25 protein-coding genes and 1 pseudogene are annotated in these 21,787 nt (G+C 62.3%); 13 read left to right on the forward strand and 13 right to left on the reverse strand.

Annotation, left to right across the window (positions count from 1 at the left end; genetic code table 11):
- Positions 1–111: 111 nt before the first annotated feature.
- Together ACS4RR_RS01050 and ACS4RR_RS01055 are read right to left on the reverse strand one after the other, a co-directional pair.
- Positions 112–714, reverse strand: coding sequence for an NADPH-dependent F420 reductase (locus ACS4RR_RS01050; RefSeq protein ID WP_260109880.1), 603 nt, complete (start codon positions 712–714; stop codon positions 112–114).
- Between the two features lie 116 nt (positions 715–830).
- Positions 831–1,565 carry an SDR family NAD(P)-dependent oxidoreductase gene (locus ACS4RR_RS01055; RefSeq protein ID WP_260111089.1) on the reverse strand — a complete coding sequence of 245 codons (735 nt, stop codon included), beginning with the start codon at positions 1,563–1,565 and terminating at the stop codon, positions 831–833.
- A gap of 261 nt (positions 1,566–1,826) precedes the next feature.
- Between ACS4RR_RS01055 and ACS4RR_RS01060 the strand changes: the two genes are divergently transcribed.
- Positions 1,827–2,723, forward strand: a complete 897-nt coding sequence (locus ACS4RR_RS01060; protein ID WP_260109879.1) for a LysR family transcriptional regulator — start codon at positions 1,827–1,829, stop codon at positions 2,721–2,723.
- Between the two features lie 79 nt (positions 2,724–2,802).
- Here ACS4RR_RS01060 and ACS4RR_RS01065 read toward each other — a convergent pair whose 3' ends face one another.
- The gene (locus ACS4RR_RS01065; RefSeq protein ID WP_260109878.1) at positions 2,803–3,333 is read right to left on the reverse strand and encodes a dihydrofolate reductase family protein; all 531 of its coding nucleotides are present in this window, start codon (positions 3,331–3,333) and stop codon (positions 2,803–2,805) included.
- Positions 3,334–3,540: 207 nt separating this feature from the next.
- Positions 3,541–4,422, reverse strand: a complete 882-nt coding sequence (locus tag ACS4RR_RS01070; protein ID WP_260109877.1) for an AraC family transcriptional regulator — start codon at positions 4,420–4,422, stop codon at positions 3,541–3,543.
- A 288-nt stretch (positions 4,423–4,710) separates the two neighbouring features.
- On the opposite strand from ACS4RR_RS01070, the gene ACS4RR_RS01075 reads away from it, so the two are divergent.
- Positions 4,711–5,202, forward strand: a complete 492-nt coding sequence (locus ACS4RR_RS01075) for a GNAT family N-acetyltransferase (RefSeq protein WP_222385565.1) — start codon at positions 4,711–4,713, stop codon at positions 5,200–5,202.
- 105 nt (positions 5,203–5,307) lie between these two features.
- Here the strand turns inward: ACS4RR_RS01075 and ACS4RR_RS01080 are convergent, their stop codons facing one another.
- The 3 genes from ACS4RR_RS01080 to ACS4RR_RS01090 form a co-directional block, all read right to left on the reverse strand.
- Positions 5,308–5,853 (reverse strand): YbhB/YbcL family Raf kinase inhibitor-like protein, encoded by a 546-nt coding sequence (locus ACS4RR_RS01080; RefSeq protein ID WP_222385566.1) that lies wholly within the window; start codon positions 5,851–5,853, stop codon positions 5,308–5,310.
- A gap of 39 nt (positions 5,854–5,892) precedes the next feature.
- Complete coding sequence (locus ACS4RR_RS01085; protein ID WP_260109876.1) at positions 5,893–6,747, reverse strand: AraC family transcriptional regulator; 855 nt, start codon at positions 6,745–6,747, stop codon at positions 5,893–5,895.
- 165 nt (positions 6,748–6,912) lie between these two features.
- Complete coding sequence (locus tag ACS4RR_RS01090) at positions 6,913–7,857, reverse strand: LysR family transcriptional regulator (protein ID WP_260109875.1); 945 nt, start codon at positions 7,855–7,857, stop codon at positions 6,913–6,915.
- A gap of 78 nt (positions 7,858–7,935) precedes the next feature.
- Between ACS4RR_RS01090 and ACS4RR_RS01095 the strand changes: the two genes are divergently transcribed.
- Positions 7,936–8,460 carry a DUF8737 domain-containing protein gene (locus ACS4RR_RS01095; protein ID WP_260109874.1) on the forward strand — a complete coding sequence of 175 codons (525 nt, stop codon included), beginning with the start codon at positions 7,936–7,938 and terminating at the stop codon, positions 8,458–8,460.
- 46 nt (positions 8,461–8,506) lie between these two features.
- Here ACS4RR_RS01095 and ACS4RR_RS01100 read toward each other — a convergent pair whose 3' ends face one another.
- Positions 8,507–9,403: a LysR family transcriptional regulator gene (locus tag ACS4RR_RS01100; protein WP_456189589.1), complete on the reverse strand. Its 897-nt coding sequence runs from the start codon at positions 9,401–9,403 to the stop codon at positions 8,507–8,509.
- A 105-nt stretch (positions 9,404–9,508) separates the two neighbouring features.
- Between ACS4RR_RS01100 and ACS4RR_RS01105 the strand changes: the two genes are divergently transcribed.
- Genes ACS4RR_RS01105 through ACS4RR_RS01115 form a run of 3 tightly spaced genes read left to right on the forward strand, consistent with a single transcriptional unit; the run spans position 9,509 to position 11,574 of the window.
- Complete coding sequence (locus ACS4RR_RS01105) at positions 9,509–9,880, forward strand: Atu4866 domain-containing protein (RefSeq protein ID WP_456189590.1); 372 nt, start codon at positions 9,509–9,511, stop codon at positions 9,878–9,880.
- Between the two features lie 58 nt (positions 9,881–9,938).
- On the forward strand, positions 9,939–10,790 hold the full coding sequence (locus ACS4RR_RS01110; protein ID WP_456189591.1) for an oxidoreductase: 852 nt from the start codon (positions 9,939–9,941) through the stop codon (positions 10,788–10,790).
- A gap of 49 nt (positions 10,791–10,839) precedes the next feature.
- Positions 10,840–11,574, forward strand: coding sequence for an SDR family oxidoreductase (locus ACS4RR_RS01115; protein ID WP_456189592.1), 735 nt, complete (start codon positions 10,840–10,842; stop codon positions 11,572–11,574).
- Between the two features lie 111 nt (positions 11,575–11,685).
- On the opposite strand, the gene ACS4RR_RS01120 is transcribed toward ACS4RR_RS01115, so the two are convergent.
- The gene (locus ACS4RR_RS01120; RefSeq protein ID WP_456189593.1) at positions 11,686–12,249 is read right to left on the reverse strand and encodes a methylated-DNA--[protein]-cysteine S-methyltransferase; all 564 of its coding nucleotides are present in this window, start codon (positions 12,247–12,249) and stop codon (positions 11,686–11,688) included.
- 284 nt (positions 12,250–12,533) lie between these two features.
- Between ACS4RR_RS01120 and ACS4RR_RS01125 the strand changes: the two genes are divergently transcribed.
- The 4 genes and pseudogenes from ACS4RR_RS01125 to ybaK all read left to right on the forward strand — a co-directional run bounded on the left by ACS4RR_RS01125 (position 12,534) and on the right by ybaK (position 15,273).
- Positions 12,534–13,133: a 2'-5' RNA ligase family protein gene (locus ACS4RR_RS01125; protein WP_456189594.1), complete on the forward strand. Its 600-nt coding sequence runs from the start codon at positions 12,534–12,536 to the stop codon at positions 13,131–13,133.
- Positions 13,134–13,235: 102 nt separating this feature from the next.
- On the forward strand, positions 13,236–14,297 hold the full coding sequence (locus tag ACS4RR_RS01130) for a M14 family metallopeptidase (protein ID WP_456189595.1): 1,062 nt from the start codon (positions 13,236–13,238) through the stop codon (positions 14,295–14,297).
- A 120-nt stretch (positions 14,298–14,417) separates the two neighbouring features.
- Positions 14,418–14,768: an ArsC family reductase gene (locus ACS4RR_RS01135; RefSeq protein ID WP_456189596.1), complete on the forward strand. Its 351-nt coding sequence runs from the start codon at positions 14,418–14,420 to the stop codon at positions 14,766–14,768.
- A 32-nt stretch (positions 14,769–14,800) separates the two neighbouring features.
- Positions 14,801–15,273 (forward strand): annotated as a pseudogene (ybaK, locus tag ACS4RR_RS01140) (Cys-tRNA(Pro) deacylase).
- Positions 15,274–15,347: 74 nt separating this feature from the next.
- On the opposite strand, the gene ACS4RR_RS01145 reads toward ybaK, so the two are convergent.
- Complete coding sequence (locus ACS4RR_RS01145) at positions 15,348–15,791, reverse strand: MarR family winged helix-turn-helix transcriptional regulator (protein WP_456189597.1); 444 nt, start codon at positions 15,789–15,791, stop codon at positions 15,348–15,350.
- Between the two features lie 82 nt (positions 15,792–15,873).
- On the opposite strand from ACS4RR_RS01145, the gene ACS4RR_RS01150 reads away from it, so the two are divergent.
- Positions 15,874–16,557, forward strand: a complete 684-nt coding sequence (locus ACS4RR_RS01150; protein WP_456189598.1) for a glutathione S-transferase family protein — start codon at positions 15,874–15,876, stop codon at positions 16,555–16,557.
- Positions 16,558–16,683: 126 nt separating this feature from the next.
- Complete coding sequence (locus tag ACS4RR_RS01155; protein ID WP_456189599.1) at positions 16,684–17,937, forward strand: aminopeptidase; 1,254 nt, start codon at positions 16,684–16,686, stop codon at positions 17,935–17,937.
- Here the strand turns inward: ACS4RR_RS01155 and ACS4RR_RS01160 are convergent.
- A complete protein-coding gene (locus tag ACS4RR_RS01160) occupies positions 17,885–18,796 on the reverse strand; it encodes an EamA family transporter (protein WP_456189600.1) in 912 nt (303 codons plus the stop codon). The two genes, ACS4RR_RS01155 and ACS4RR_RS01160, sit on opposite strands and share 53 nt — an antisense overlap.
- Positions 18,797–18,877: 81 nt before the next feature.
- Here ACS4RR_RS01160 and ACS4RR_RS01165 point away from each other — a divergent pair, with 81 nt between their 5' ends.
- On the forward strand, positions 18,878–19,378 hold the full coding sequence (locus ACS4RR_RS01165) for a MarR family winged helix-turn-helix transcriptional regulator (protein ID WP_170280218.1): 501 nt from the start codon (positions 18,878–18,880) through the stop codon (positions 19,376–19,378).
- Positions 19,379–19,381: 3 nt separating this feature from the next.
- Here ACS4RR_RS01165 and ACS4RR_RS01170 read toward each other — a convergent pair whose 3' ends face one another.
- Entirely contained in the window at positions 19,382–19,975 is a 594-nt protein-coding gene (locus ACS4RR_RS01170) for an NAD(P)H-dependent oxidoreductase (RefSeq protein WP_456189601.1), read from the reverse strand.
- A gap of 2 nt (positions 19,976–19,977) precedes the next feature.
- Positions 19,978–21,558, reverse strand: a complete 1,581-nt coding sequence (xseA, locus tag ACS4RR_RS01175; RefSeq protein ID WP_456189602.1) for an exodeoxyribonuclease VII large subunit — start codon at positions 21,556–21,558, stop codon at positions 19,978–19,980.
- Positions 21,559–21,787 lie beyond the last annotated feature (229 nt).

Consider the following 21,787-nt stretch of genomic DNA (forward strand, 5'->3'; position numbering starts at 1 on the left):
TCCATCGCAACCTTCGCGCTACTTTGTGGCCTTAAATATTCGGTCGCGCGCTGCTCGAAGAGGTTTGCGCGCGCGACCAGTTCTCGGCGATATCACACGATCATAGATCGATTACTGTTCCTTCTTGAACAAATCCTGGAAGATGAGCTGGCCCCAAGTGCGGCCGCGTGCGTGCACCAGCGCGCCACCCTCGTCGAACTTTCCCAGCTTGACGGGTGCGAAGCCGAGTTGTTTGGCCAAGGCCGCCACGGGAGCGATCGCGTCCTCGTCGTCGCTCGACAGAAAGACGACCCGGTGGCCGCCCTCGACGATCGGATCGGCAGCCAGGGTGGCCGCAATCAGGTGATTGAAGCCTTTCACCAGTTTGGCACCGGTGAACGACTTCGCGACGAAGGCGGAGGACGGGAGGCCGTCCAGCTCTTCAGGGGGAACTCCAAACGTGTTCGTCGCGTCGATGACTGTCTTGCCTTCCCAGCTCGGCAGGGCCTTCGCAACCTCGCGATGCTCGCCGAACGGGACCGCCAGGATGATCGTGTCGGCCTCGAGCGCATCCCGCAGCGACTTGGCAACGATTGTGGGTCCAATCGCGTGAGCCTGCGGCGCCAACGCCTCGGGCGGACGGCGGCCCGCGACGGCCACCTCGATGTTTTTACGGGCGAAGGCGTGGGCAAGGGCCTGGCCTATCTTGCCGAATCCCACAATTGCATAGCTCATAATGCTTCTCCGATATTGTGATGATATTGATTTCCCGGCCCTGAACGGCTGGGTTATCTGACGAGCCCTATGGCGCTCCGAATAATCAAATGGAGCGTCTGGCCGGGTGCAGCGCGTCAGAGTTGCGCAAGGCCGCCGTCAACCGCGACTTCGCTGGCGGTCATGAAGCTGCTGTCGGACGACGCGAGAAAGGCGGCCACGGCCCCGATCTCCGCCGGATCGGCCATGCGTTGGAGCGGGGTCATCGCGCCGTAGGCCTTCTGGCCCTCCTCGCCCAGCGCTTCCTTCGCGAGTTCGGTCGCCGTCGCCCCGGGCGACAGCACGTTTACGCGGATGCCGGTGCCCTTCAGATCCTCCGCCCAGGTCCGCGCGAGGTTGCGCACGGCCGCCTTGCTCGCGCTGTAGGCGGTGAATGCCGGGGCGCCCGTGGTGCCGGCGCTCGATCCGGTCAGGATGATCGAACCGCCCTTGCCCATTAGCGGCAGCGCCTTCTGGACCGTAAAAATCGTACCCTTGACATTGGTGTCGAAGGTTTCGTCGATGTGCTTGGCGGTGATCTGGCCGAGCGGAATCGGGCTTCCGGCCCCGGCATTTGCGAAGACGATGTCGAGCGTCTTGCGCTCTGCCTTCACCACCGCGTAGAGGCGATCAAGGTCAGCCTCATCCGAGACCGAGCCCTTCACCGCGCGAGCATTGGGTCCGAGGTCGGCCACAGCCGCGTCGAGCGCTTCCTGCCGGCGGCCGAAGATGAAGACGAAGGCGCCCTCCTCGATGAAGCGCTTTGCTGCGGCGCGGCCGATGCCGGTAGCGCCACCGGTGATCACGGCGGTCTTTCCATTCAGTCTGTTCATGTCATGCATCCTTTGATCGTTCGGGTACGCCCCGAGACCGTCGAAATGGGTCCGCCGGCATCAGTTGTTGAGTGCGGAAGCGCGCACATCGGTGGTGCAAAATCGATCCACCGGACGACTGATGCCAGCCGCGACGATCGGTGTCCTCCGTTTGGAATCGGGCCGTGCTTGCCCACATAGGCTATGATGACCGCCAGTACTGCTGTACGACGCGTTAGATACTGGCTTGGGAAGGCGCACCGTGCGGTGCCGGATTGCACCATGATCGACTGGGATGACATTCGCTACTTTCTTGCCGTGGCGCGCGGAGGCTCAGTGCGGGCTGCCGCCGGGCGTCTCGGGGTCAATCACGCGACCGTGCTGCGACGCATCGCGCAGCTCGAGGAACGCCTCGGGGCGCAGATGTTCGAAAAGCTGCCTTCGGGCTACCGCCTGACGGCTGCGGGTGAGGAGGTGCTCGAGCTCGCGAACCAGATGGAAGCGTCGTCGCACCAGCTGGAGACGCGTGTCTTTGGGCGCGACCAGAGCGTGCGCGGGCTTCTGCGGGTGACGTTAGCTCCGCCCCTGGCGACACACCTGCTCATGCCGGATTTCGCCGATTTCGCGCGGCTGCATCCGGATATCGAGATGGAAATCGTGTCGTCCGGCGAGCTCGCAAATCTGACCAACCGAGAGGCCGACGTGGCGATCCGCGTCGTCTACGACCGCAAAACCCTGCCGCTCAATCTGCACGGCCTGAAGGGACCGGAGCTGTTCGGCGGCGTCTACATGTCCTGCGATCGACTAGCCGCATGGCGTGCGGGCGCGCTTGATCCCATCCGGTGGATCGTCATAAGCATTCATGGAATTCCGGATTGGGCCAGCGAGGGTGAGGTTCGCACCACGGGGGTTCCATTCAGGATCACGGACGCCGAGGCGCAGATCGTTGCTGTACGGCAAGGGCTTGGGATCACGACACTGCCGTGCTTCGTCGGAGACGCCGACCCCCACCTGGTTAGGGTGCCGGGCACCGACCTGCACATGTACGGAACGCTCTGGCTTCTCACACAGGGGGAGACACGCAAAACGAAGCGCGTGCGGCTCTTCACGGAGTTCGTATCCCACAGGCTCGCCGCGTACGCTCCGCTTCTCGCGGGGCTGTCCATATCGCGCGACTGACACCCGGCAGGTCGCCGGCGACGCTTGCCGTCATCCGGTCAGAAGCCGAGCCGCGATTTTCATCTGGCGAGTCGCGTGATCAAGCCGGAACGTAGGTCAACCTGATCACATCCTCGGCAATCCGGTCATGAGCCATCAGGCGGAGCGGCGGCCGGGGTCCGGCGAAATATGGCTTGCCGTGACCGAGCACCACGGGGTGCAGGTAGATCCGATACTCATCGATCAGGCCAAGTTGAGTGAGGCTTTGCGCCAAATTGGGGCCGGCAACTTCGATCTCCCCGTCGCGTTCCGCCTTCAGTTCGCGGATTGCGGCCTCAAGATCTTCCCCAACGAGCCGGGCATTAGATCCGACCGACTTCAACGAGCGCGAGACGACCCATTTCGGTTGGTTCCGCCACGCCGCCGCGAAGGCCTGTTGCTCTGCATCCCATTCAGGATGTTCGTCGTCCCAGTAACGCATGACCTCATACATCTGGCGACCGTACACACTGCCCGCCTGCCGCTCCGCCTCCTCGATGAAGTGGCGGAAGAGCGTGGGGCTTGGCGCAAACCCCATATGATCGACGTAGCCGTCCAGGGACTGGTTCATTCCGAACACAAGCTTAGCCATCCTCACTTCCTTTCCTTAACCGGCATATCCGCGCATGTCTGATTGCATAATGCAATCGGCTATAGTTAGCTCAACTGGTTTTATATCGCAATTGGTTTTTGAGTGCGCATAAGTCCGCGACCTGATGGTCGCCAACCGGCCGGCCTGGCGTGACAACGGCCTCTCCGCTTCCGGCGATCAGAATGGACAAGCCGCCGTCAGAGGGCGCTATTTCAGCGGCAGAAACAGTTCCGCCACCGCCTCATGCTCCGCCACCTCCGGGAAGAGGCTCAGCCGCTGGCAATAGAACGGAAAGTCGCGTGCTTCCTCGCCGCTGGCCGGAAGCCAGTCGCGATAAAGGTAGAGCGCGGCGGGCTCCAGATTGTCGGTGTTGCCGACGACGCGCAGCACCGCGCAGCGTCCGCCAGGGATCTCGCCGGCTTTGATTTCTTCGCCGTTCGCCTCGATCGGTTGGTCGGTCTCGACACAAAGGTCTACGCTATAGCAGGCGGGCGACTGAGGACGCCGCTCGGAACGCCAGACGTTGAAGGTCGGACTTGTCCTGGGGTGCAGGCCAGCGGCCTTGCGCCAGGCGATGAACCGCTGGATGGTGGCGCCGAGCGTCGCCGGGTCGCCCCGGTGCTCCATGATCGCCACCGGCGTGGTGGGTACATTGCGAATTATCACGTCGTCAGTGGTAAAGGTCTTCTGCATGAGCTTGCTCCTTGCATTGTCGAGAGGCCCGAAGGCGGCAAGCCACGGCTCCCAATCGGGAGACTTCCGAAACGACGAAGGCGATTGCCCGAACCGTTGCCGAAAGGCGCGGGCAAAGGCATCCGGTGCGTTGTAACCGGCATCCATCGCTATCTCAGTGACGCGTTCTTCGTCCCTGTAGGCCAGCCGGTATGAAGCGCGCTTCATGCGGGCAAGCCCGATATAGCGATGCACTGACAATCCGAAGGTCGCCGTGAACTGCCGGTGGAAATGAAACTTCGAGAAGGCCGCGACACTACTCAGAATGTCAAGATCGAGATCGTCATCGAGGTGCTGATCGATATAATCCAGCACTCGCTGCATCCGCTCATGATAGTTCCGAAGCGCTGCGGTCATTCGTCTTGGTCCCCGTGGCAGCTCAAACTAGTTGCCTTCAGCAACGCAGCGCTCGACCGATCTTGCGGTTTGGCATGGATCACCCGGCGTGCCGCCCGATCGGAGCATCTTGCGATCCTCGCCCGGCACTGTTATTCGCATTTCCATCTTAGAGGAGAATGCCTTTGTTTGCCGTCGCAACGATCCAGAACTCACCGGCTGCGGCGCTAGGGGTAAAGATGCTCGGCATCGTCACTGAGAGCTGATCCTCACTCTTATCGCTCGGCCTTAGCGCGCCCATGCTGGCGCATGTCCAATGTCGGGAAAACTATGATCATCGAACTCATTTCCAGTGATTTTGACGCGCTGCTGAAGGGCACCGCGCCTCGCAATCTGCGCCGTGTCCAAGACAGCGCCATTGCGCCTCCTGAAGTACTGGCGATGTTGAATCGCCTCGCGGCCGACATCGGCGCCGAATTTTCGCCGTCGGCCTGGATGATCGTGGAGGATGGCGAGATCGTCGGCCTCTGCTCCATCGTTCGGGTTCCACATGATGGAAACATCCATATAGGTTATGGGGTTGCGCCTTCACGCCAGGGCCGCGGATGCACCACGCGGGCCATAAGGCAGTTGCTGGAGTGGGGGCGAAACGATCCTCGCGTGGCCCTGATCTCTGCAGAGACCGGGGTCGACAACATCGCGTCCCAGCGTGTCCTTGAACGCAATGGCTTTGTCCAAATCGGCGAGCGGATCGATGCTGAAGACGGTCCGTTGATCTGCTGGCAAGCAATGACTGTCTAGGTTTACAGGCTAGAGAAGCCCGCACAGGAAACGGTCGGCCGAGGTTCAGTCACCTCGGCCGACCGTTGTCATAAAGGGAATGACGACTACGATCCGAAGCCGGCTTCAGCGCCCGTAGGTAACCTCGACGGAGGCCTTGTCGAGCGTGTTTGCCTTGACATAGAAGCCGACCATGGCGCCCGGCGCGGTCTCGGGAAGCGGAAGCTTGTCGACCTTGAGCGCGTAGACGGTGAACTGGTAGCGGTGCGGCTTATCGCCGGCCGGCGGGCAGGCGCCGCCATATCCCGACGTGCCAAAATCGGTATGGCCTTCCACGGCGCCTGCGGGTAGCTTCTTGTCACCGCTTGCGCCGGTGGCAATCTGCGAGACGTCTGCGGGGATATTGAACACCGACCAATGCCACCAGCCGGAACCTGTGGGCGCATCCGGATCGTACGCCATGACGGCGAAGCTCTTGGTACCTTCGGGAGCGCCCGACCAGGTCAGTTCCGGCGAAATGTTCCTGCCCGAGCAGCCGAAACCGTTGAAGACCTGCGCGTCGGCCATGGCCTTGCCGGCGACCAGGTCCTTAGAGGTGAGCTTCATTTCGGCGTGGGCGGCCGTGGCGCCGAAGAATGAGGCGGCCATAAGTGCTGCTGTGATCAAACGCATTGCTGTTCTCCTGTGGTTGACGATGCCGGGAAACTACCGTCACCGCGCAAGCGCATCTGCCCCGCTCTGCGCAATTTCTGCCCCGATCCGCTCAAAGTGCTCGGTGCCGCTGCGTACATGGCGCGGGCTGACGCCAAACCGCTCCTTGAAACGTGCGGAAAATTGCGAAGGTGAGTCATAGCCGACCTCCAGCGCAACCTGGGCCATCGGCAATGTCGTGGTCTGAATGAGTGCAAGAGCGCGGTTCATTCGGGTATCGCTCAATATCTCGCTGAAGGCGGTATTCTCTGCGGAGAGCCTGCGCCTCAGCGTCGCCTCGCTCATGTTGAACAAGCGCGCAGCTTGCGCCAACGTCCAGGCGGAGGCGGGATCAGCTTCGATCATCTGCCTCAGCCGGTCCTCAAGCCGGGAGCTTTCGCATCGACCGAGCACCGCCCCGTGGAGCGCGAACCAGGTGACGAGTTCCATCAGACGAGCCTTGGCGATAGCGCCAGGAAGGCGCGCCAGATTGCCCGGCTGGCAGCAATACTCAAACAATGCCGCAGCTTCCTCCGGCAGGCATGAGGTGCCTGCCGGCACAGGCCTCGATGGAGCGGCAATCGATCCCATCCTGGTATAGGCCTCCTCGAACAGCGGTCGCGGAACGGGAAGCGCCAGGGTCTGATACTTCTGCGGCGCCTTGGGAATGTTCTCCATCGTCAACGGTCTGTAGTCGGGCAGCAAGCCATAGGCGCCCGCCTCGAAGCGCAAAGGCTTGTCATCCGACATGACGATCTTCGTTCCCGATTGGACCTGGATCAACAGGGGAGTGGTATTGACGAGGCGGTAGAAGCAGGCCCGCCCGCCCTGGCGGATCAAGGCCCTGGCCGGAATGGGAAAGACCTCGTCGAGCATATGTTCTCCGGCAAAAGGATGAATGATCGTGGGGCTCCGGCTGCCGGGCCGTGAGACTGCAGCCATGATCGGTAGAACCGGCATGAAGACGTCCGCCTCGCCACACCGATCCCTGGAGGATCGGGAATACCAAAATCGCGTGTGATGGGCAATCGTGAGCGTCATTTAGTCATCGATGTGAATTCGGGTTTTGTCGGCGGCATCCGCTCGGCCTTTCACGTGATCGATGAAGGCCCGCAGCTTCGGCATCATCTGATGACGGCTGGGATGATAGAGGAACACACCCGGCGCCACCGGTGCGAACGCCTCCAGGACGCGGACGAGTTTTCCCGCTTTCGCGAGTCCGGCGGCGATTGGCTCCGGCACTTGCGCAAGCCCCATACCTTCGACAGCGGCTCCCAGCATGGTGGGAAAGTCGTGGGCGATCAGCGGCCCGGAGACAACAGCCTCGATCGGCTTTTTGCCGCTGACAAACGACCACGGCGCGATTGCGCCGTGCGAGCGGCGCATGCGGATGCAGGCATGTTGACGGAGATCGTCGATACGCTCGGGCCGCCCTCTCCGGCGCAGATATTCGGGGCTGCCGACGACCACCAGCGGGAAGGACGGCGTCAGCCGGACCGCGACCATGTCGGCTGCGATGAACTGGCCGAGCCGGATACCGGCGTCAAATCCCTCGGCGGCGATGTCGACCAGTTCTTCATTCGCGGCGACCTCGACCTCGATCTCGGGAAAGGCCTGGCAGAAGGATGCGATCAGTGGCTCCAGCAGGATCGGCACCACTGCCGGCGGCACCGTGAGACGCAATAGTCCAGCCGGCCTCTGCCCGAGTTCACGCGCCACTTCGCTTGCGGCGACCAGTTCCTCGAAGGCGGGCTTTGCACGCATAAGGAACCGCTCACCGGCCTCCGTCAGGCCGACACTGCGCGTCGTGCGGATGAAGAGTACTGCGCCGACACGCTCCTCGAGAGCGCGTACGGCCTGGCTGATTGCCGATGGGGTCACCCCGAGCTCCGCAGCCGCCCTGCGAAAACTGCGGTGCCGGGCAACGCTCAGAAACGCCTCAACGCCATCGAGCGCGCCTTGCCTGACTGTGAAGTTCTGCTTCATACCGCATTGATATTATCGCGAATAGTCGATCGCGGGAAGCGGCCGTATATCTGGATCCCACAAATCAGGAGTACCCCGATGTCGACGGAATCCATCTTCCAAACCCATCTCGTCCTAGGCTATGTCGCGTGGCTGCTTTGCTTCGGCGCGTATATTCTGCCCTGGCTCATGTCGATGGACAGGGTCAGGGCGCACCGCGCCATCGCCACTCTGCACAGCTTCCGCTTCTTCGGGCTCGTCTTCCTTCTCCCAGGCGTCGTCGGCCCCAACCTGCCCGCCAGCTTCGCCACCTTCGCTGCCTACGGCGATCTCGCGGCCGGGCTGCTTGCCATGCTGGCGCTCATCACAATCAGGATACCTCAGATCTTCTGGCTATTCGTCATCGCCTTCAATCTCGTGGGAATGGGCGACCTCATCCTCGACTACTATCACGCGATCCAGGCCGGCCTTCCCGCGCGGGCGGGAGATTTGGGCGCCGCATATGCGATCCCGATCATTTACGTGCCGCTGCTGATGATCAGCCATGTCTTCGCATTCTATTTGCTGCTGCGTCCTCGGCCTAAGGCAATGCAGTCGCTCGCCGCCGAGGTACCAGTATCTTAAACTCCGCCATCTCGTGCGTCGCACCTTGCGATCGAAGATCGCAACTCTAGCGCCCGTCAAATCTGCGCACGTAATCGACCAATTCGCGCAGCTTCAGCGGCTGCCTCTGGCGCCTGGGATAGTAGAGATAGAAGCCCGGGAAGGGCGGACAGAAATCCTCCAGCAGCGGCACGAGTTCGCCCCGTTCGATATAGGACTGGAAGGTCTCCACCATGCCGAAGGTGATGCCTGCTCCGGCGCAGGCCATGCGGATCATCATTCCCATGTCGTTGGTCGTAACAGTGGGATCGACGGAGACGTCGAAGTCGCGGTCGTTTTCGGTGAATTCCCAACGATAGGGCGCCGTATCCGGGCGTGGCCGCCATCCGATGCAGGCATGATCCGGCAGTTCGCGGGGATGGCGGGGATGGCCGCGGCGCTCGAGATAGCTGCGGGAGGCGGCCGCGCATTGTCGCTGCTCTTCGGAGACGGAGATCGCGATCATGTCCTTTTCGATCACCTCACCCAGCCGGACACCGGCGTCGAAGCCGGCCTCGACGATATCGAATTCGTCATCGGTGATGGTGATATCGAGTTTGATATCAGGGCAGGCTTCCATGAAGCCGGCCAGCAAGGTGCCGGATAGAAAACTCTCGGCGATCGAGGAGACGGTGATCCTCAACAGGCCGCTCGGACGCGCCTGCATTTCCCTTACCGTCTGCATCGCATCCCTGACCTGGCGGAGCGATGGACGAACCGCGTCGAAGAACACTTCACCGGCTTCGGTCAGACTGACGCTGCGCGTCGTGCGCTGGACCAGGGCGGCGCCGAGCCGATCCTCCAGGCGCTGCAGGGCCTGGCTGACAGCGGAGCGGGTGACGCCGAGCCGCTCGCCGGCGAGCCGGAAGTTCCGCGCCTCGGCCACCGCAAGAAAAACTGAAATGCCTTCGAGTTCGTCGACCATTGGTTAGCATTTCTAACTAAGGCATCTCGGATTGGCAACTTAATCACTCAGGTTGTCCGTACTATCTTTCGGTCGAGGTCAACGAAGGCTTCGAAAGGCAAGGCAATGCGAAAGATTTTCAAAAGCCCGGTCCTGCAGTTTTTCACGGCGGTCACCCTGGCTTGCGCGGCGACCAGTTCGTCCGCCACCGATGGCGTGAACCGCAGAGATCAGCAGCAACAAACAAGCGAGAACAGAATGCAGCAACATCCCTATGTCGGCATGTGGGTTACGGATGATGGCCGCGTCCGCCACGAACTTCTGCCCAATGGCCGCTACGATGAGGCCCGCGGCAGCCGGGAAAGCGCCTATCGAGGACGCTACGACGTCACCGGAAGCCACATCGAATATTGGGATGACACGGGCTTCACGGCCGACGGCGATTTCGTCGACGGCAATACCCTCCATCACGGCGGCATGGTGCTTCGGCGCAGATGACGTGCCGCCCGAAAGGCAACATCCCACAGGAGAAGGCCGCATTTGCCGGCCGGAAAGGATGACAATCATGTCTTCCCCAACACCCATCTGGTTCATCACCGGCGCATCGTCCGGCCTCGGCCGGGCACTTGCCGGAGCCGTCCTCTCCCGCGGCTGGCGTGCCGCCATGACGGCGCGCAGACCCGAGACCCTGGCAGATCTCACGGCAGCGCACGGAAACCGCGCGCTTGCCCTTGCACTCGATGTGACCGACAGCCGCTCCATCGCCGGCGCGGTCCGTGATGCCGAAACGCATTTCGGTGCGATCGACGTCCTCGTCAACAATGCCGGCTACGGCTACCTCTCGGCCATCGAAGAGGGCGACGACGCCGAGATACGCGCCCAGTTCGAGACCAACGTCTTCGGATTGATCGCTGTCACCAAGCAGGCCCTGCCGGGCATGCGCCGACGCCGACGGGGGCATATCTTCAACGTCTCCTCGCTCGGTGGGCTCGTCGCTTTTGCCGCAACCGGCTACTACCACGCCACCAAGTTTGCGGTCGAAGCCTTGTCGGAATCGCTTTCGCATGAGGTCAGGCCGCTCGGCATCGATGTGACGATCCTCGAACCCGGCGCCTTCCGCACGGATTGGGCCGGTCGGTCGATGGTCGAATCCAGCACGATCATCGACGACTATGCGGAAACATCCGGCAAGCGGCGCCGGGCCACCCGCTCGATCTCCGGCAACCAGCCAGGCGATCCCGCGCGCGCGGTAACCGCGATCATATCGGCGTTCGAAGCGGACGAACCGCCGCTGCGCCTGCTGCTCGGCGCACCCGCCCTGAAGATCGCCCGCGAACGGCTCGATGCGCTGCGCGCAAACTTCGACGCCTGGGCGGAGACATCGCTCAGCGCCGATATTCCCACCTGACCACCCCCGGGCCGCATCGCCAAGCGAGCGGCGTACAACGGAGCTTGAAATGCCTGATATCGAAGGAAAAGTCATTGCCATCACCGGAGCCAGCAGCGGCATCGGAGAGGCGGCGGCAAAGGTGCTGGCTGCCGCAGGCGCCCATATCGTGATCGGCGCCCGCCGCACCGAGCGCCTGGAGGAACTCGCCGGTGACATCGCCGCAAAGGGCGGGTCGGTGCGCCTGCAGAAGCTTGACGTCACCGACCGTGCGGACGTGGAAGCTTTTGCAGGCTTTGCCAGGTCCGAATTCGGCCGGCTCGACGTCATCGTCAACAATGCCGGCGTCATGCCGCTGTCGCCGCTGGAAGCCCTCAAGGTCGACGAATGGGACCGGATGGTCGACGTCAATATCAAGGGCGTTCTCTACGGCATCGCGGCCGCACTTCCGATCATGAAGGCGCAGAGATCAGGTCAGATCATCAACCTGTCTTCGATCGGCGGCCACAGCGTCTCGCCGACGGCCGCCGTCTATTGCGCGACAAAATTCGCGGTGCGGGCGATCTCGGACGGATTGCGGCAGGAGACCGATCGTATCCGCGTCACCGTCATCTCGCCCGGCACGACGACATCGGAACTGGCCGAGACGATCACCGATCCAACCGCGCGGGACGCCATGAAGGCGTTCAGGGCGATCACCATCAGCCCCGAGGCCATCGCCAATTCGATCCTCTACGCCGTCAGCCAGCCTGACGACGTCGATGTCAGCGAGATCATCATCCGGCCCACAGCCAGCCCGCATTGATCGGCTGAGACCCTGCCAAAGCAATTCCAGCAAAAGTGTAGAGCGGTTTTGCCAGGCAAAGCGCGAAGCGATTTTGCCGGGAATTGCGGAAAACGAAAAAAGCTCAGCCGCCTAAAACCCCAACGACTGCTGGGCAGGCGGCGGTGGGGCGAGGTTGACGCCTTCGAGCTCCAGCATCCGCGCCTTCGATGACGAACCGCCGGGCGCGGAAAAGCCGCCGATCTTGCCGCCGGCCGCGAGCACCCGGTGACACGGGATGATCAAAGCGACAGGGTTCTTCGCCATCGCCTGGCCGACGTCGCGGGCGGCTTCCGGCCCGACGCCGAGCTCCTTGGCCAGCGCGCCGTAAGTCGTGGTGCGGCCCCAGCCGACACGCCTTGCCGCCGCATAAATATCCCGGAAGAAGGCATCCTGCCCAGCAAGATCGAGTTCGACGCCGGAAAAATCCGTCTCTTCGCCCTGGAAGTAGCGCTTCACGGCCGCGACCGTTTCCAGCACGGCAGGCGTCGGCGCGCCGGCTTCGGCATCCGGCAGGCGGCGCAGCAGCAGCCGTTCAGTCGCCTCTGCCGATTTGGTCGGTAGTTGGAAGCGGGCAATGCCGGCGTCGCTCCAGGCGATGCCGCAGAAACCGCCCGCGGTTTCGAAGATGAGATAGTGGTGCGTTGTCTCAGCCATGACACAGCCTCCGCGTTTTCGATGACCCTCAAAATCGTATGGGATGGCGTCGGTTTCAACCCGTTTCTTGCGCGCGCCGGGCTTTCAGGAAAGATCGCGATGCACCCCTGCACTGTTGCCCGAACCTCCAAGTCAGCCCCTTTTGCCGCGACGGCTCGGATGAGTGTGACGCCGAGCCTATCAGGAAATTATGTTCTCTTTTTGTTCTTAATATCGCCTTCTTTCGGAGTATCCTTCGGCGCGGTTTGGAAACGACGAGGCGGGTCATGACGACCTGAAATTCCATGAACCAAATGCCCCTCGACTTCGGAGACGACAAAAATGATCGCGGACAGCGGAACGAAAGCTACACCAGCGGACACCGGCTTTTCTTTGCGCTCTGTCCTCCTGATGCCATCGAGCAGCAGGCGGCCGCAATCGCCGATGACTATCGTCGAGCCTTCTCCCTTTCCGGCAGGCCGCGCTTGACGACATTGCATGTGTCGATCATCGGGGTCGGAGACTATCCGAAGCTGCCGGAGGATGTGGTCTTCGCGGCACGGCAGGCCGGCGCCACGGTCGAAAGTGCGCCGATCGCAGTGACCTTTGACCGGATCATGCGATTCCCGCAGGCGCGAGCGCTTGTGCTTTGCGGCGAGGGCGGACGCAAACCGCTCACCCGAGTGCATGTCCAACTGGGCATCGGCATGCACAATGCCGGATTACGGCACAATATCAGCCGGGATTTCACGCCGCATATGACGCTGCTCTACGACCGCAAGGCCGTGCCGCCGACGACCCTCGACACACCCGTTTCATGGACGGCGTCCGAATTCCTGCTCATCCACAGTGTTCTCGGAAAAACCGAACATCGGATTATCGATCGCTGGCCACTGCTGGGCTAAGGGCAAAGAGTCCGCGGATCTCGGCTTGCGCTTGCCTGATTTCCGCGCATAAAGCTCCGAAAGCCTGTTCCGACATTGGTCAAAACGGGGAGCGAAATCAGCATGGACGTTTCAGAGATCATCATCCCGGGCGATACGCCGGGAGCGGAGTGGCGGCTGCCGGTGCTGCGCTTTACGGGCGGCGATCCGAAGGCGCCGAAGACCTATATCCAGGCGGCACTGCATGCCGGCGAGCTGCCGGGAACGGTGCTGTTGCATTTCCTCTGCGAGAGGCTGCGGCAGGCGGAAAGCCAAGGCGGGATCGCCGGCAATATCACCATCGTGCCGCAGGCCAATCCGATCGGTGCAGCGCAATCGCATTTCGGCGAATTGCAGGGCCGTTTCGACCTGGGCTCGCGCACCAATTTCAACCGGGACTTTCCGCGGATCTCCCTGGCCGATCGCCCGACGCTGATCGAAGACCTCGACGATTATCCGGCTACCGACAGATTGAAGCGACAGTTGCTGCATTTGGCGCTCGGGGCCGATCTCGTGCTCGACCTGCATTGCGACGATGAATCGCTGCAATATGCCTATATCGACGAGGCCTTCTGGCCGGAGGCGGCCGATCTTGCCGCTGCACTCGACATGGAAGCCGTGCTGCTTTCGGATGGCGAAAGCTCGGCCTTCGAGGAGGCCGTCGGCTTTGCATGGAAATATGAAATTCCCGGCGAACGCCTATTCGAGCCGCCCGGCAGACTTTCCGTCACCGTCGAGCTGCGCGGCAAACGCGACGTCGATCCGGTATTGGCGAAAAAGGACGCCGACGGGCTCTGGCGTTTCCTCGCGGCACGGGGGATCGTCGCCGACGAAAAGCCGGCGGCGACGGCATTTTCCGGTCCGGCCGTGCCGCTCGACAATGTCGAGATCATCCGCGCTCCGGAAGGCGGAGCCGTGCTCTTTCATCGCAATATCGGCGAGAGGATTGCGGAAGGCGACCGCCTAGTGACGATCATTACCCGGCCAGGGCAGCCGGGCGGCAGCATCGAACTCAGCGCGCCACAGGATGGGCTGATCCTGACCCGAACATCCGACCGGCTGGTGCGGCGGCGCGGCGACCTGATGAAGATCGCCTGCGACGAACCCAGCGAGGCTTCACGCAAGGCCGGCACGCTGGAGAATTGAGCCACAGGCCGGCTTTGTCTGCCTCGATCGGCGACGCGCTCGGGGGATAAAACGTCGCACGGCGTTTGCGCCGGCCTTCGTGCATGTTATCTCGCGCCATCACAGGGAGATCAATCGGGCATGGCCGTCACTATCTATGGCATCAAGAATTGCGACACGATGAAGAAGGCGCGCAGCTGGCTGGAAGAACACAGCGTCGCCTATGAGTTTCACGATTACAAGGCGCTGGGTATCGATCGCGCCCATCTCGAAGCCTGGATCGACCAGGCCGGCCTCGATATCGTCCTCAACCGCGCCGGCACCACCTTCCGCAAATTGCCCGATGCGGAGCGCGAGAACCTGAGCCGGGAGACGGCGATCGCCCTGATGCTCGACCAGCCGTCGATGATCAAGCGGCCGGTGCTGGAGGCGAAGGGGAAATTGCTGATCGGCTTCAAGCCGGAGATTTACGCCGGTGCATTCGGCGGCTGACAGGCGACCGGGTGAACTCACGAGGGAAAGAGATGTCCAAGACCACGCGCGCGACCCAGGTTCTTTCGCAGGCGGGCATCGCCTTCACGATCCATGCCTATGACTACGACCCCAATGCCGAGCGTGTCGGGCTGCAGGCGGCCGAAGCGCTCGGCGAGGCGCCGCATCGAGTGCTGAAGACGCTGGTGGCGGAGGTGGACGGCAAGCCGGTCTGCGTCGTCGTGCCGTCGGATCGCGAGGTCAGCATGAAGAAGCTGGCGAGCGCCTTTCACGGCAAATCGGCCAACATGATGAAGCCTGCCGATGCTGAGCGGCTGACGGGTTATCATGTCGGCGGCATCAGTCCTTTCGGCCAGAAGAAGACCGTGCCGACGGCGATCGAGGAAGCCGCGCTTGGCGAACCGCTCGTCTATATCAATGGCGGGCAGCGCGGGCTGCAGGTGCGGCTCGATCAAAGGATGCGTTGAAGGCGTTGAAGGCCGTCGCCGTGCCGCTGATTGCCTGATCAGAGCGTGATGCCGAAGGTGTGAGCGGTTTTCGGGGGACATCATGCTCTCACTCTTTAATTGAGAGCAGGATTCACAGAAAGCGGTCGAGCAGGCCGGCGATCGCCTTCGCTTCGCTTTCGGCAAGCTTGCAGCCGATATGGGTCTCGATCGATCTGGCATAGACGATCCACATGCGCTCGCGAAGCTTTCGGCCGACATCTGTGATCACCACCCAGCGGCCGCGTCCGTCCTCAGCGAAGACCTCGCGCCGGACCAGGCCCTCTTTTTCCAACCGATCAATCAGCCGGGAAAGATTATACTGGGCCAGCAATGTCCGCTCCTCGATCTCGTAGGGGCGCAGCTTGCCGTCTTGCGAGCGTGCCAATTCCCACAGCACGTCATACCAGGCAAGAGGCGGCATGCCGGCCGTTTTCAGGTCGGCTTCGATGGCAGCGAGCAGCCGTTCGCGGGCGCGCATGATGCTCGTCCAGGCAGAAGTGACCGCTTCGCTCGGATTTGACGATTTTTCGGACATAAATGCAGTTACATCTATCTTGAATTCCGCCGCAAGCGATATTAGATGTATTTGCATCTATCGCCGTAAAGTGGAGACCGCCATGAGTAAACTTACCCTCGTCAGCCATCATCTCTGCCCCTATGTGCAGCGCGCCGCCATTGCGCTGCTTGAAAAAGGCGTGCCCTTCGAGCGCATTAATATCGATCTTGCCGACAAGCCCGACTGGTTCCTGAAGATCTCGCCGCTCGGCAAGGTGCCGCTGCTGCGGATCGAGGAGGAGGATGGCAGCGAGGCGGTGCTGTTCGAAAGCAGCGTCATCTGCGAATATCTGGAGGAAACACAGCCAGGTGTGGCGCTGCATCCGAAAGACCCGCTGACACGTGCCCGCCATCGTGGCTGGATGGAATTCGGTTCGTCCGTGCTCTCTGATCTCTGGGGTTACGAGACGGCGCAGGATGCCGCGCAGTTGGAGGCCAAACGCACGGCGCTCATCGCCAAATTCGCAACGCTCGAGAAGGTGCTGACGGATGGGCCGTATTTCGCCGGCGACGACTTCAGCCTCGTCGACGCTGTCTTTGCACCGGTCTTTCGGTATTTCGATGTCTTCGACACGCTTGGCGCCAGCGGCATCTTCGAAGGGCTTGAGCGGGTGACGCGTTGGCGCAAGGCGCTCTCCGAACGGGCAAGCGTCCAGGCCGCCGTTGGTGAAGACTACCCGCAGCGGCTAATGGGATTCCTCGACAAGCATAACTCGATCCTGCTCAGGTTGCCTGCCGCAGCTTAAAGCCCCGCGAGCGGCCGGACATATAATCCGGCCGCTGCAATTCGGCAGCGGCGCGCTTCATTTTCGCCGCAAACGGGTCTAAGTCTTCCAGCCTCACACCGTCGATGACAGAAGGCAGGTTGAACGATGACTTTCATGCCCCAGAGCCAGAACACCGTTGATCCCATCAAGCTGGAAAAGCTTGCGGAAGTTGCCGTCAAGGTCGGGCTGCAGTTGCAAAGAGGTCAGGATCTGGTGATCACCGCCCCTGTCGTGGCGCTGCCGCTCGTCCGCCTGATCACCAAACATGCCTATCTGGCCGGCGCCGGGCTGGTCTCCGCCTTCTATTCCGATGAGGAAACGACGCTGGCGCGCTATCAGTATGGCAGCGACGAGAGCTTCGACCGCGCCTCCGGTTGGCTCTACGAGGGCATGGCCAAGGCCTATACCAATGGAGCGGCCCGTCTTGCGGTTGCCGGCGACAATCCGATGCTGCTGTCCGAGCAGGATGCCGGCAAGGTCGGCCGCGCCAATCGCGCCAACTCGACCGCCTACAAGCCGGCGCTGGAGAAGATCTCGAATTTCGACATCAACTGGAACATCGTCTCCTATCCGAACCCGTCCTGGGCCAAGGTGGTTTTCCCCGACGATCCGGAACCGATCGCCATTGCCAAGCTCGCCAAGGCGATCTTTGCCGCCTCGCGCGTCGATGTCAGCGATCCCGTCGCCGCCTGGACCGAACACAATGCCAATCTCGCCAAGCGCTCCGCCTGGCTGAACGGCGAGCGCTTCGCTTCGCTGCATTTCAAGGGACCGGGCACCGACCTGACGGTCGGTCTTGCCGACGGGCACGAATGGCATGGCGGCGCTTCCACCGCCAAGAACGGCATCACCTGCAATCCGAATATCCCGACCGAGGAAGTCTTCACTACGCCGCATGCGCTGCGCGTCGAAGGCCATGTTTCGAGCACCAAACCGCTTTCGCACCAGGGCACGCTGATCGACAATATCCAGGTGCGCTTCGAGGGTGGGCGCATCGTCGAGGCCAAGGCCTCGCGCGGCGAAGAGGTCTTGAACAAGGTGCTCGATACCGACGAGGGCGCGCGCCGGCTCGGCGAAGTGGCGCTGGTGCCGCATTCCTCACCGATCTCGGCCAGCGGCATCCTGTTCTACAACACGTTGTTCGACGAAAACGCCTCGTGCCACATCGCGCTCGGCCAGTGCTATTCCAAGTGTTTCCTCGATGGCGCGACACTGAGCCAGGAGCAGATCAAGGTTCAGGGCGGCAATTCCAGCCTGATCCATATCGACTGGATGATCGGCTCCGACAAGATCGATATCGACGGCCTCAAGCCGGATGGTTCACGGGTTCCGGTGATGCGGCAGGGCGAATGGGCCTGACCGGCTTCATTATGTGCTGACTGAACCAGACACTGGCAAGCACCATGGCGAAACCGCCGATCTGCGCCGGCGTCAGGCTCTGGCCGAGCGCCAGCCAGCCGAGCATTGTCGCGACCAGCGGGCTCAGAAAGCCGAGCGAGGCGACCGCCGAGGGCTCGATGCGTGACAAGCCGCGAAACCAGAGCAGATAGGTAAAGGCTGCGCCGATCAGCCCGAGATAGGCGATGCCGGCGATGTTTGCAGCGGTCGGGATCGGCGGCGTCGGTTCGAGGAAAAGCGCGAAAGGCACCAGCAGCATGCCGCCCGCCGTCAATTGCCAAGCGGTGAAGGTGAGGTTTGAGACCGGCGGCGCCCAGCGCCGCGTCAGCACCGTGCCGAAGGCCATCGAGACGGCGCCGGCGAGACCGGCAGCGACACCTATCGGATCGAGCCCCGCCTTCGGCGTCAGCACCAGCAATCCGACGCCGGCCATGCCGGCGAGACCGGCCAGCACGGCAAGCGGCCGGATCGGCTTGCCGAGAAAAAGCCGCGACAAAGCGATGACGATCAGCGGCTGCACCGCGCCGACCGTTGCGGCAACCCCGCCCGGCAACCTGTAGGCCGAGACGAAGAGCATCGCCCAGAAGAACGAGAAGTTAAGCGCGCCGAGAACGAAAGCCCTTCCCCACCAGATGCCGAACGGCAGCTTTCTGACCAGGAAGAGAAGCAGCAAACCGGCCGGCAGGGCGCGCAGCATCGCCACCGTCAGCGGATATCCGGCCGGCAGGAAAGAGGTGGTGACGATATAAGTGCTGCCCCAGATGGCGGGGGCGAGCGCGGTTGCCGCAAGATCGGCGACGTAACGTGAATTTGTCTTCATCTCAAGAATCTCTATTTCAAGATAAATTCATTCTACGCCCTCTTATCTTGACGTCAAGATAATGAATGATATCGATGAAGCATGAGCGATGACGGCAAGATGGACCATGTCGACAAGATTCTGGCGCAATGGCGACGGGAGCGGCCGGATCTCGACGTCGAACCGATGGGCATCCTCGGGCGTCTAAAACGTCTGAGTACCCATCTCGGCCGCGAAGTGGAGGCCGTGCTCATGAAGCAGGGGCTTTCGTCCTCCGCCTTCGACGTGTTGGCGACGCTACGCCGCGCCGGCGCGCCCCACCGGCTATCGCCGGGGGAGCTTCTGGAGATGACCATGGTCAGCTCCGGCACGATGACGAACCGCATCGACCAGCTGGAGAAGGCAGGTTACGTCGAACGTATCCTCAATCCGGAGGATCGCAGGAGCGTGCTCATCGCGCTGACAGAAAAAGGGCTTGCGACGGTGGAGACCGCCGTCGATGCGCATGTCGCCAATCAGCACCGGTTGTCGAAAAATCTGAGCGCGGCCGACAAGGCGGAACTCGACAGGCTGCTGCGCAAGTTTCTTGCGGACTTTGAATAGCGGCTATCGAATTGCCGATAGCAGCTTGCGCACGCGATCGAGATGCGCCCTGCGCTTGGCATCGGTGGCCCGGTCCATGTCGTGCAGGCTGAGCATGCGGAAATTCAATCCCTTCGAGCAGAAGGCGGCGATGCCGCGCTTCAACAGCCGGCGCACCGGATCGCCCATATAGAGACGCACCAGCCACCAGGGCGAGCCTGTCGTCGTCAGCGCATAGAGCAGCCTGATATGGGTCAGTTGCGGCACGATACGACCGCCGCCGGCATCATGGCTGAAGGCAACGCCGGGGGCGAAAACACGGTCGAAGAAACCCTTCAGGATCGCCGGAAAATTGAACCACCATTGCGGAAAGACGAAGATCAGGCCGTCGGCAGCCTTCAGGCGGGCGACGATATCGGCAACGGCTGAGGTATCGTAGGGCTGATCGAAATAACCGCCGCGCTCGGCCTTCGAAAGGCGTGGATCGAAATCTTCGCGGTAGAGATCAAGCAGGTCGACCGGATGGCCTGCCGCTTCCAGCGCCTCACGCGCAGTCCTTGCCACGGCGGCGGCGAAACTGTCCTCCAGCGGATGGGCAAGCACCAGCAGGATCCGCATCGTCAGAACAGGCTTCCCTGCTTCGGCGGGTCTGCGGGTCTTACGCTGCGCTTCCTAGCGCCGGCCGGCGGCGTGCCGCCTTCCGTGGTCAAGGCGCCGACACGGCCGTCGGCGAATTCGATGGCGATGCCCATGCCGGCGGAGAGGTGAGCAGCCTGCGAGACCGGCCTGTTATCCTCATCGCGAATGACGGCGTAGCCGCGCTTCAGCACATTCTTATAGGAGAGCGACTGCAGCACGCGGTCCTGCGCGGAAAGCTCGGCGCGCGCCCGGGTCAGCTGGTGGCGGACCGCCGTATCGGCATGGCGCGAAAGATTGCCAAGGCGGTCGCGGCCGCGGTCGGTCTGGGTCTTCAGCCGAGCCGGCAGCGAGGCGAGGATGGCTTCGGCGCGGTCGACGCGCGATTTCGAGCGGTCGACCAGCCGCTCGACCATGCGCTCGGCGCGGGCCATGCGCTCGTTCAGCGTCTGGCGGCGCTCGGCGATGCGATTGGACAGCACATCAGGACGCAGATGCGCGGCGACGCGCTCGAAGCCGCGGCGCTTGTTGTTGGTATTGAGCTCCAGCCCGCGGCCGAGGCCGGCGGCCGCCTCGTCGAAACGGCGGCGCGGCAAGGCGAGAAGCTGATCGAGCGACGGCAATGCCCGCATCAGCGCGCGCACCGACTGGCGGCGCTGATCCATCTGCCGGTTCATGCAGCCCTGCAGGCGCGCGGCAAGAGCGGCGGCCTGCGCCTCGAGCTCCGCCTTGACGGGCACCGCCATTTCCGCAGCCCCCGTCGGCGTCGGCGCGCGGACATCGGCGGCATAGTCGATCAGCGTCCAGTCGGTCTCATGCCCGACGGCCGAGATCAGCGGTATTTCGCTTTCGGCCGCAGCACGCACGACGATCTCGTCGTTGAAGCTCCAGAGATCTTCCAGACTGCCACCGCCGCGCGCGACGATCAACACATCCGGGCGCGGGATGGCGCCTGAAGGTTCCAGCGCATTAAAGCCGCGGATGGCGTTTGCCACCTCCTCACCGGACCCCTCGCCCTGCACCTTCACCGGCCAGACGAGGACATGCACGGGAAAACGATCGGAGATGCGGTGAAGAATATCGCGGATCACCGCGCCGGTCGGCGAGGTGACGACGCCGATTACGCTGGGCATGAAGGGCAGCCGCTTCTTACGAGCGGGATCGAACAAGCCCTCGGCGCCGAGCTTGCGTTTGCGCTCCTCGATCAGCGCCATCAGCGCGCCGGCACCGGCCGGCTCCAGCGTCTCGATGACGATCTGATATTTCGAAGAGCCCGGAAAGGTGGTGACCTTGCCGGTGGCGATGACTTCCATGCCCTCTTCCGGACGGAACTTCAGCCGCGAGAAGGTGCCCTTCCAGATGACGGCGTCGATGCGGGCGCGATCGTCCTTCAGCGCGAAATAGGCATGGCCCGAGGAGTGCGGCCCACGATAGCCTGATATTTCGCCGCGCACACGAACCTGGTCGAAGGCGGTTTCGACGGTGCGCTTGATCGAGCCGGAAAGTTCCGAAACAGAATATTCGGCGAGGTTGGTCGGCGAATCGCCGTCGAAGACGTTGCTCATCCCCTCTTTCTATGTCCAACGGCGGCAAACGGAAAGATCGGCACTGGCATTGGGATCGGTTTTCCCGGTCATTGCGATCGGTCGCGCGAGGGGTTCGTCGTCATTGCATCAAGCATGCTCATCTCCTGGGATCCTGCACATGCACTCGTTGCAGCCGGGCGAATAACAACAAGATCGAGTAAATATGTTTTGTTGCGGAACGGATAGTTAGAATATGCGTTTTACCCGA

It is taken from the genome of Rhizobium zaerense (assembly GCF_051810725.1).
Classification (GTDB): domain Bacteria; phylum Pseudomonadota; class Alphaproteobacteria; order Rhizobiales; family Rhizobiaceae; genus Rhizobium; species Rhizobium leguminosarum_I.